At 65.6% G+C, this 8,375-nt stretch carries 8 protein-coding genes (1 of these 8 only partly in view); 2 read left to right on the top strand and 6 right to left on the bottom strand.

All coding sequences use genetic code 11. From position 1 onward, the window contains the following. Positions 1 to 357, top strand: the 3' portion of a protein-coding gene (locus LZ536_RS08495; protein ID WP_249848089.1) for an acyl-CoA thioesterase. 24 nt of this gene lie to the left of the window's left edge; 357 of the gene's 381 nt are visible here — the last part of the coding sequence; its start codon lies off the left edge, out of view; the stop codon is at positions 355 to 357. A 55-nt stretch (positions 358 to 412) separates the two neighbouring features. On the opposite strand, the gene LZ536_RS08490 is transcribed toward LZ536_RS08495, so the two are convergent. From LZ536_RS08490 to aqpZ, 5 genes are all read right to left on the bottom strand, one after another. Then, positions 413 to 1,024 carry a DUF4167 domain-containing protein gene (locus LZ536_RS08490; protein WP_249848087.1) on the bottom strand — a complete coding sequence of 204 codons (612 nt, stop codon included), beginning with the start codon at positions 1,022 to 1,024 and terminating at the stop codon, positions 413 to 415. A gap of 259 nt (positions 1,025 to 1,283) precedes the next feature. Next, the gene (gene prmC, locus LZ536_RS08485; protein WP_431357923.1) at positions 1,284 to 2,102 is read right to left on the bottom strand and encodes a peptide chain release factor N(5)-glutamine methyltransferase; all 819 of its coding nucleotides are present in this window, start codon (positions 2,100 to 2,102) and stop codon (positions 1,284 to 1,286) included. After that, entirely contained in the window at positions 2,099 to 3,184 is a 1,086-nt protein-coding gene (gene prfA, locus LZ536_RS08480) for a peptide chain release factor 1 (protein ID WP_249848085.1), read from the bottom strand. Before prfA ends, prmC begins: the two co-directional genes overlap by 4 nt. Further along, the gene (gene hisS / locus LZ536_RS08475) at positions 3,181 to 4,428 is read right to left on the bottom strand and encodes a histidine--tRNA ligase (RefSeq protein WP_249848083.1); all 1,248 of its coding nucleotides are present in this window, start codon (positions 4,426 to 4,428) and stop codon (positions 3,181 to 3,183) included. The genes prfA and hisS overlap by 4 nt, the downstream gene beginning before the upstream one ends. A 44-nt stretch (positions 4,429 to 4,472) precedes the next feature. Then, entirely contained in the window at positions 4,473 to 5,204 is a 732-nt protein-coding gene (aqpZ, locus tag LZ536_RS08470) for an aquaporin Z (RefSeq protein WP_249848081.1), read from the bottom strand. A gap of 119 nt (positions 5,205 to 5,323) precedes the next feature. Between aqpZ and ppa the strand changes: the two genes are divergently transcribed. Beyond that, positions 5,324 to 5,854, top strand: coding sequence for an inorganic diphosphatase (gene ppa, locus LZ536_RS08465; RefSeq protein ID WP_249848080.1), 531 nt, complete (start codon positions 5,324 to 5,326; stop codon positions 5,852 to 5,854). Here the strand turns inward: ppa and LZ536_RS08460 are convergent. Beyond that, positions 5,809 to 8,331 (bottom strand): TonB-dependent receptor plug domain-containing protein, encoded by a 2,523-nt coding sequence (locus tag LZ536_RS08460; protein ID WP_249848079.1) that lies wholly within the window; start codon positions 8,329 to 8,331, stop codon positions 5,809 to 5,811. The two genes, ppa and LZ536_RS08460, sit on opposite strands and share 46 nt — an antisense overlap. Between the last annotated feature and the right edge of the window lie 44 nt (positions 8,332 to 8,375).

Raw genomic sequence — 8,375 nt, 5'->3', positions numbered from 1 at the left:
CCCGTGTTGCGGGTCGTGCCCGGGCCCAGCGACATCAACGCCAACGGCCATATCTTCGGCGGCTGGGTCTTGAGCCAGATGGATATCGCCGCTGGCATCATCGCCTCGCGTCGGGCCAACGGCTCGGTCGCCACGGTCGCGATCGAGAAGATGGAGTTCCTCGCGCCCATCCACCTGCGGGACTTGATCAGTGTCTACGCAACAGTGGAGCGAGTTGGGCGAACCTCCATGGGCGTTCGGATCGAAGTCATTGCCACCCGGGACCGAGGCGCCACCCATATCAAGGTGACCGAAGGCCTGTTTACGTTCGTGGCGCTGGACGAGCAGCACCGGCCAAGGCCGGTCGACGCCGCATAAGGAAAGGGCGGCGCCAGACCGGCACCGCCCTTCCGTTGATACAAGTTCGACCGAATCAGGCGGCCGGCGCGATCTCCGCGTCGCCATCGTCGGCTCGCGGTCGGCGAGCGCGGCGGCGGGGCTTCGGCGCCTCTTCTTCAGCGTCGCCATCGTTGCTCGCCTCTTCGGCGCCGATCGCGGGCGGAAGAGCGTCGAACGCAATGCGCTCCTCGGTCTCGTCCTCACCCTGATCGTCACGCGCCTGGCCATTCGGCCGGCGGTCGCGGCGCTCATAGCGATCGTCGCGGTCGCGGCGGGGACGGCGCTGCTGCTGGCGTTCACCCTGTTCGGCCTCGGCTTCGCCCTCGGCATCGACGCCCTCGAGCATCTCGTCCTCGTCACCATCGCCGTCGTCGTCACGGCCTCGGCGCTGTTCGTCGAAACGGACGCGGCTCTCGCTCAGGACGCGGAAATAGTGATCGGCGAACTGGAGGTAATATTCGGTCTGGACGCGGTCGCCGGAAAGCTGTGCGTCGCGCGCCATGCTCTTGTACTTTTCGAGCAGCTGGGCGGCATTGCCGCGCTGGCGGTTGTCCTGGCGATTACCACCGCCTCCGCCACCCGGCATTCCCTGTGGACGCTGTCCACCGCGGCCGCGACGGCGGCCGCCTTGACGATTATTAATCAAGCTGTTGTTCCTTATCGCACTCGCGCCTCATTCGGGCGTCGCAAAACCTTTCAACACCGAAGGTCCTTTCCCCGCGACAGGCCGCCGGAGCCGAGGCCCTGGCTGCCCCTTATCCTCTGCTGTGCACCAGCTATTGGTGCATAGGCCGATGGCGTCGGGGGTGGCGGCGGAGGCGCTTTGCGATTGTCTGAAGCGGCTCCGTGCCTGAGCCAAGATGTAGTGACGATTGCCGAATATTCCAAGCGATTTTCTTTTTGACCTAGATCAGCATCGCGCGTGGACGTCCGGCCAGGTCGCGGGCAAGCCGCGGCTCCAGCCCGTGTTCCTTGAGTAACTCGCCGACTGCTTCGTCCTGTTCATGGCCAATCTCGACTGCCGCCAGTCCGCCGGCGGTAAGCAACCGGCCGATCTCGGGCGCCAAGCGGCGATATTCGGCAAGACCCTCCTCACCCGCGAACAATGCTTCGGCCGGTTCGTACTCGGCGACACCGGGGCCCAGTTCTTCACCTTCCGCGACATAGGGCGGGTTGATCAGGACGAGATCGAATTTCTCGCTGATTCCCTTGGCCCAGTCGCCGCGCTTGAAATGTGCGCGCTCCGCCAGCCCCAACCGCTTCGCGTTGCGTCTCGCATAACCCAGCGCTTCGTCGGAAGAATCCACGCCGATGCCTGTCGCCTTCGGCCACTGGTCGAGCGCCGCCAAAAGCAACGTGCCAGGCCCGGTGCCGAGGTCCAGGATGCGCTTGGGACCCGGCTTGCCGGCGAAATGCTCAACGGCGGCGGCGATCAAAGTCTCGCTGTCCGGCCGCGGCACCAGTGCGCCAGGGCCGACTTCGAGCTCGATGTTCCAGAAGGCTCGCTTTCCGGTGATGTAGGCGACCGGCTCGCCGTCCTTGCGACGCTCGATGAAGCCGGCGAACGCCGCTGGCGCCGCACCCTCCTGCTTCGACAGCAAGAGCGTGTCACGCTCGATTCCCAGCGAGTGCGCCATCAGCAGTTCGGCATCAAGCCGCGGCGTGTCGCTGCTCTTCTTCAGGGCCTGCGTGGCGCGATCGAGCGCCCGCGCGATGGCGGTCACGCTTCTTCCAGTCCGGCGAGACGCTCTGCCTCGTCCTCGGCGATCAATGCGTCGACCAGTTCGCCAAGGCCCGGCCCTTCCAGGATTGCATCGAGCTTGTGCAGCGTCAGGTTGATTCGGTGGTCCGTCACGCGGCCCTGCGGGAAATTATAGGTGCGGATGCGCTCCGACCGATCGCCCGATCCGACCATCGACTTGCGCGCTCCGGCCCGCTCGTTCGCCAGTCGCTCGCGCTCCATTTCGAACAGGCGCGTCCGCAGGACCTTCAGCGCCTTGGCCTTGTTCTTGTGCTGCGACTTTTCGTCCTGCTGGATGACGACCAGGCCAGTGGGCAAATGGGTGATACGAACGGCGCTGTCCGTCGTGTTGACCGACTGCCCGCCCGGCCCAGACGAGCGATAGACGTCGATGCGCAGATCCTTGTCGTCGATCTGGGCATCGACATCCTCGGCTTCAGGCAGCACCGCGACCGTCGCCGCCGACGTATGAATTCGCCCACCGCTCTCCGTCGCCGGGACACGCTGAACGCGGTGTACACCGCTTTCAAACTTCAGCTTGGCGAAGACCCCCGCGCCGCTGATGGATGCGATCGCTTCCTTGTAGCCGCCGACATCGGACGCGCTGGCCGAGATTAGTTCGACCTTCCAGCCCTGCTCCTCGGCATAGCGCTGGTACATGCGCAGCAGGTCGCCAGCGAAGAGTGCGGCCTCGTCGCCACCCGTACCGGCCCGGACCTCCAACATCGCGGCGCGCTCGTCGGCGGCGTCGCGCGGCAGCAGCTTAACTGCCAGCGCTCGCTCGGCTTCCGGCAGGCGGCGCTTGATGTCCTCGACCTCGAGCTCCGCCATTTCCTTCAATTCGGCCTCGGCTGTCGGGTCGGCCGCCATGCCGAGCAGCACATCCAGCTCGGCGCGCAGCCGGCGGACTTCGCGCGCGGCGTTGGCCACCGGTTCGATCTGCGCATACTCCTTGGAGAGGCGGACGAACTCGTCCGGCGCCAGGCTGGGCGCCGCCATGGCCTCGGTCAATTCATGCTTCTTCGCCTCGATAGAGACGATGCGGTCCAACGAGATGCGGCTCATCGGCGAAGCGCCTCCGCGAGCTTGTCGAACGCGATGGCGTTTTGTTCGCCGCTCTGCAGGTCTTTCACCTGCGCGACACCGGCTTCAACCTCGCTTTCCCCGATGATGAGGGCAAAGCGTGCGCCGGCGGCATCTGCCTTCGCCATGCGCTTCTTCATATTGCCGCGGAACGCCATGTCGGCGGCGATGCCCTGGCTCCGCAGGCTGGCCAACACTTTGGTCGCCACTTGCTCGCCGGCCTCTCCCAGCGGCACGATCACGGCATCGGGGCGCTCAGATGCAGGCGCGTCGACCATCATCGCCAACCGCTCGATCCCTGCCGCCCAGCCGATGGCTGGCGTGTGCGGGCCCCCAAGCGATTCCATCAGTCCGTCATACCGGCCGCCGCCCAGCAACTGTGCCTGCGCGCCGAGCTCCTCGGTGACGAACTCGAACGCCGTGTGACGGTAATAGTCGAGGCCGCGTACCAACCGGGGTTCGCGCACCCAGGCGATGCCCGCCGCGTCCAGGCCTTTGGTCACCGCCTCAAAAAACTGCCCTGCCTCGACGGTCAGGAAATCGTCGATCCCCGGCGCACTGTCGGCGAAGGGCCAATCCTGGTGCGCCTTGCTGTCGAGGATACGGAGCGGGTTACGGTCGAGGCGCGATTGGCTCTCATCGCTCAGGGCCGCGCGGTGCTTCGAGAAATGTGCATGCAAGGCGTCGCGCCACTTGGTCCGCGTCTCCGGATCGCCAAGCGTGTTGAGATGCAGGGTCGAGCGCTCCGAAAGTCCAAGCTCGGCCAGCAACTGCGCCGCCAAGCCGATCGCTTCGACGTCCGCCGCCGGCTCGCCTGCACCCAGAATCTCCGCGTCCAGCTGATGGAACTGGCGGAAGCGCCCTTTCTGTGGCCGTTCGTAGCGGAACGCCGCACCCCAGGTCGCGATCTTGAGCGGCGCGTGTTGCTGCCAACCTTCACTGATGTACGCACGGGCGATCCCGGCGGTGAGCTCCGGTCGAAGCGTGATCGAATCCCCCGACCGGTCCTCGAAGCTGTACATTTCCTTCGAGACGACATCGGTCGTCTCGCCGATCGTCCGCGCGAACACTGCCGTCGGCTCGATCACTGGCACTTCGACCCGCCTGAACCCGAACAGCCGGCGCACGCGATCGAAAGCCGAAATCACCGCATGGAAGCGGTCGGCTTCTTCTCCGAGCAGGCTTTGCGTTCCCCGGACAGGTTGGGGCGTCTCAATCTTCGCCATTCAGGCGGCGATTAACCGCAAGCCGCGATTTGTCCAAGCACCCGTCAGGCGGCGGCGCCATCCCCGACGATATCGGGCCGTGTTTCCTGCTCCGGCGACAGCATCTTGTAGAGCCCGCCACCGATGACTCCCCCGACGATCGGCGCGACCCAGAAAATCCACAATTGCTGCAGCGCCAGCCCGCCGACGACGATGGCTACGCCCGTGCTGCGCGCCGGGTTCACAGAGGTGTTGGTCACCGGGATCGAGATCAAATGGATGAGCGTGAGGCCGAGGCCGATTGCCAAAGGCGCGAAGCCCGCGGGCGCCCGGCTGTGGGTCGACCCCATGATGATGATCAGGAAAAAGGCGGTCATGACGATTTCGGTGACGACCCCCGCCATGATCGAATAGCCTCCCGGCGAAAGCTCGCCGACGCCGTTCACCGCCAGCCCATTCGGCGCGAGCGTAAAGCCCGGCTGGCCGCTGGCGATGATGTAGAGCGTGAAGGCCGCCGCTATGGCTCCAAGTACCTGGGCCGCGATGTAAAGCGGTATGTCCCTCGCCGGGAAGCGCCCGCCCGCCCACAGGCCGATGGTGACCGCGGGGTTGAGGTGGCACCCGGAAATATGCCCGATGGCATAGGCCATGGTGACGACCGTCAGGCCGAAGGCCAGCGCGACGCCCAGCAAGCCAATGCCGACGTCCGGAAAGGCCGCTGCCAGCACCGCGCTGCCGCAGCCGCCGAGCACCAACCAGAATGTGCCGAGAAATTCGGCTATTCCCTTACCGTTCATCTCTTCCTCCCTGCCGTTTGGCCTGATGGTTTTGACGAGGCTCCGAAGGCCATTCCATTGGACAAAACCCGCAGAAGGGGTGGCCAATTCGAAGCGGCGGGATTAGGGCGCCCGCCATCATGAACATCGACCTGATTCCCGCCGGCGCCAATCCGCCGCAAAGCGTCAACGTGCTCATAGAAGTCCCGATCGGCGGCGACCCGGTGAAATATGAATTCGACAAGGCCAGCGGCGCCTTGTTCGTCGACCGCATCCTGCACACCAGCATGCGCTACCCCGCCAATTACGGTTTCATTCCTCAGACCCTGTGCGGCGACGGCGACCCGCTGGATTGCCTGGTCATGGCGCGCTGGCCGCTGATGACCGGCAGCGTCATTCGCGTCCGGCCGGTCGGCGTTCTCTTCCTTGAAGACGAGGCCGGTGGCGACGAGAAATTGCTCGCGGTCCCCGAGATCAATGTCAGCCCCTATTACGCCGAGATCAATGAGGCGACCGACCTGCCCGCGATCACGCTGCAGCAGATCGAGCACTTCTTCAAACACTATAAGGACCTGGAGCCCGAAAAGTGGGTCCGGGTCGGTCGTTGGGGCGGCCGCGAAGAAGCCTATCGCGTCGTCGAAGAAGCGCTGGTCCGCGCGCGGAAGCGCTGAGGCAGGAACAGCTTCCTGAGGCTGATCGTCACCGTCCGGCCCGTCGGGTCGAGCAAATCTTCCTGGTAACTGAAGGGCACATCGCCGAGCGCGTTGCGGACCTTCGGCCTGGAATCCAGCAAATTGCTGATGCTGAAGTTGACGGAGCTGCCGATCAACCAGGGATGCTTGGCGACCAGGTCCAGCCGCTCGCCGAGGTTGGCGAACAGGCGCAGGTTGAATGTCGCCAGCGACGAGAATTTTAGGTCGCCCGCGGCGGTATCCCCGTCCACCTTCGTAGGACTGTACCAATTGCCCGACAGCCGCGCGCCAAGGCCATTATTGGCCCAGCCCGCCTGGAACTCGACTTCATGCCGCGGCTTGCCGCCGGTCGAACCGAGGGCGGAGCCGTGCAGGTAGTCCAGCTCCAGGCCCGGCCCGATGACCGCCTTGTCGACGAGGTTGATGGTGTGGGTCATGGAGAAGGTCAGCCGGCCGCGGTTCTGGCCGCCGCCGAAGAAGCCGCCGCCTCCGCCGCCGCGACCGCCAAAGCCACCGCCGCCCGGACCACCGCCGAAGCCGCCACCCGGCCCGCCGCCGCCCGGAGGACTGCCAGCACCTGACGCTGGGGGCGGGCCACCATCTGCCGGTGGCGCCCCTCCCTCAGGCGGCCTCTCGCCCGCCGGCGGGGTCGCGCCAGCCGGCGGGCGGAACCGCGCGCGCAGCAACTCGATCTGCGCCTGCGTCGGCCGCGCAGACTTCAGCGGCTTTGAGAAATCGAACCCCCAGCGCAGGGAGTCTCGCCGCGATTCCTCGAAATTGACCGGCCGCAGGTCAACGGCGACCAAATTGCCGCCGGAATCGCGGACGAAGCGATCGGGGAAGGCCGCCTCTAGTTCGGCGCTCGGCCCCGGGAAGCTGGAGATCGGGTCCTTGATGACCTCATGGACATAGTCGGCTCGGAAACGCAGGTCCTTGTCCTCGAACGGTTTCCAATTGCCTCCGAGCTTCCAGACGTTGCGGCGGTCGGGGCTGAGGTCGGGATTGCCGCCGGTGATCGACGTGACCTGCACCGAATCGCCGGTCGTGAAGTCGAACACGCGCGAATCCGGAGTTTCCAGGATGGGGTCGCCAATCTGCTGCATCGTTGGCGCGCCTTCCTCGCGCGTCCAGCTGCCGATGAAATGCAGGTTTTCCGTCGGTGCCCAGTTGAATCCGGCGCCGACGGTGCTCAGCGTGCTAAAGTCCGACAAATGCTCGAACTCGGCGTTGAGATTGGCGCCAAGCCGCCCGACCGCGCTGTTCTTCAGCAACGGGAGGTCAAGGTTCGCGGAGGCGTCCACTCGGTCGCGGCCCAGCTTGTTGGTCCCGTCGATATTATTGCGGCGGCGCTCGGTCTCGAGGTCGGCCGTGTCGCCCGACAGCTTCAGCGTGACATTGGCGGTGCCGGCGGGAAGCTTAAACAATGGCCCCGATGCGAGGCCGGTGAGGTCGCCCGACAATTGCGTCGAACGAGCCCGGTCGGTGATGTCGGCATCGACGTCACTGGTTGTGACATTGCGCGACCAGTCGGCATTGCCGGTCAGCGTATAATGCCAATGGCCCGCATCCTTGTTGGCCGACAGGCCGAGATGCGCGCTATTGCTTGACGTATCGCGGAACAACGGCACGTCCTCGAATCCAAGGCCCGACTTGCCGTCGCTGTGCTGGACCTCGGCATTCAGCGTCGCGCCGACATCGCCGAGGATGGTCCGGCTGACTGAGCCGCTGGCGCGGACCAGGCCCTTGGAGCCGACAAGGCTGCGATAGGGCCGGGTGTCGAACCCGGCCGGGTCCTCAATGTCGATTTCGCGCTCGTCTTCGTTCAGTCGGCTGTTGGCCTCGCCGTGCAAGTTCAGCATCGTGCGCGTGTCGTTGCGGATGCTGACGCGGGTGGCGTCGGCCAGGCCCGCTACATAGCCGCCCTCGGTCGCCGCCGTGCCGTCGGCGCGGGCGGCGGTTGAATAGAAGCGGCGGCGAAGAATGAAGTTCACCACGCGCTGGTCGGCGCGATAGCCGTACTTCAGCGCGACCTCTTCGGGCAGGATATCGACGCGCTCGATCGCTTCGGGCGGGATGTCGCGAAGCTCGCGGAAGCCGGAAATGCGCCGGCCGTTGAGCAGCAGGACGGGCGCCTCGCCGCCCCTGCCGCGCGCGCTGCCGATCTGCGGCGCGATAGCGTCCAGCAATTCCTGGATGCTGGTAGCCCCGGTTGCCCGGATGTCGCGGGCATTCAGCGTGTTTTCGGTCGGGATGTCACCGATCACCGAACCCCGCGCGCGCTGGCCCACGACGACGACGGATTCCTCGGACTCGCTGTCTTCGGCCGTCTCGGTCCCTTCTTCGGATTGCTGGGAGGCCTGGGCGGGTTCATCCGGCTGGACCGATGGTTCCGCCTGCTGGGCAAATGCGGGAACGGCGGCAACACTGGCGAGGAGGAAAATCAGGGAACGGGGCATGAGCCGGGAACCTTTGAAACGTCGAACGGCTCCGCGCGCTTGAC

This window comes from Sphingomonas alba (genome assembly GCF_023516555.1).
Lineage (GTDB): Bacteria > Pseudomonadota > Alphaproteobacteria > Sphingomonadales > Sphingomonadaceae > Sphingomicrobium > Sphingomicrobium album.
Note: the sequence above shows the minus strand (reverse complement) of the source record. Positions and strands in the feature narration are given on the sequence as shown.

Excerpts from the sequence above, each read along its gene's own strand:
- prfA (WP_249848085.1), bottom strand. The coding sequence starts at position 3,184 with ATGAGCCGCATCTCGTTGGACCGCATCGTCTCTATCGAGGCGAAGAAG.
- hisS (WP_249848083.1), bottom strand. The coding sequence starts at position 4,428 with ATGGCGAAGATTGAGACGCCCCAACCTGTCCGGGGAACGCAAAGCCTG.
- aqpZ (WP_249848081.1), bottom strand. The coding sequence starts at position 5,204 with ATGAACGGTAAGGGAATAGCCGAATTTCTCGGCACATTCTGGTTGGTG.
- ppa (WP_249848080.1), top strand. The coding sequence starts at position 5,324 with ATGAACATCGACCTGATTCCCGCCGGCGCCAATCCGCCGCAAAGCGTC.
- LZ536_RS08460 (WP_249848079.1), bottom strand. The coding sequence starts at position 8,331 with ATGCCCCGTTCCCTGATTTTCCTCCTCGCCAGTGTTGCCGCCGTTCCC.